1 rRNA gene is annotated in these 326 nt (G+C 39.3%); it reads right to left on the bottom strand.

The window, feature by feature from the left end:
- Nucleotides 1–129: 129 nt before the first annotated feature.
- Nucleotides 130–326 (bottom strand): 23S ribosomal RNA (locus tag FUA24_RS23535); the annotation flags it as partial.

Genomic DNA, 326 nt, shown 5'->3' with positions numbered 1-326 from the left:
GTAAGAGGTGAGCCCCATCGCTATAACCACCTTAAATCTTTATCCTGAACTTATCAGGATCTAATATTTTAACATATTGAAAAAATTACATGAACATTACTATTTATAAACTCTTATAAAAAACAGGCGTACAATAAGCCTATGGGTTATTAGTACTACTCGGCTATGACATTACTGCCTTTACACCTGTAGCCTATCAACGTGGTCATCTCCCACGACCCTTTAAAGAAATCTCATCTTGTGGTGGGTTTCGCGCTTATATGCTTTCAGCGCTTATCCCTTCCAAACGTAGCTACTCTGCAATGCCACTGGCGTGACAACAGATA

This window comes from Seonamhaeicola marinus, from assembly GCF_008085455.1.
This window is presented reverse-complemented; position numbering and strand designations above follow the sequence as displayed.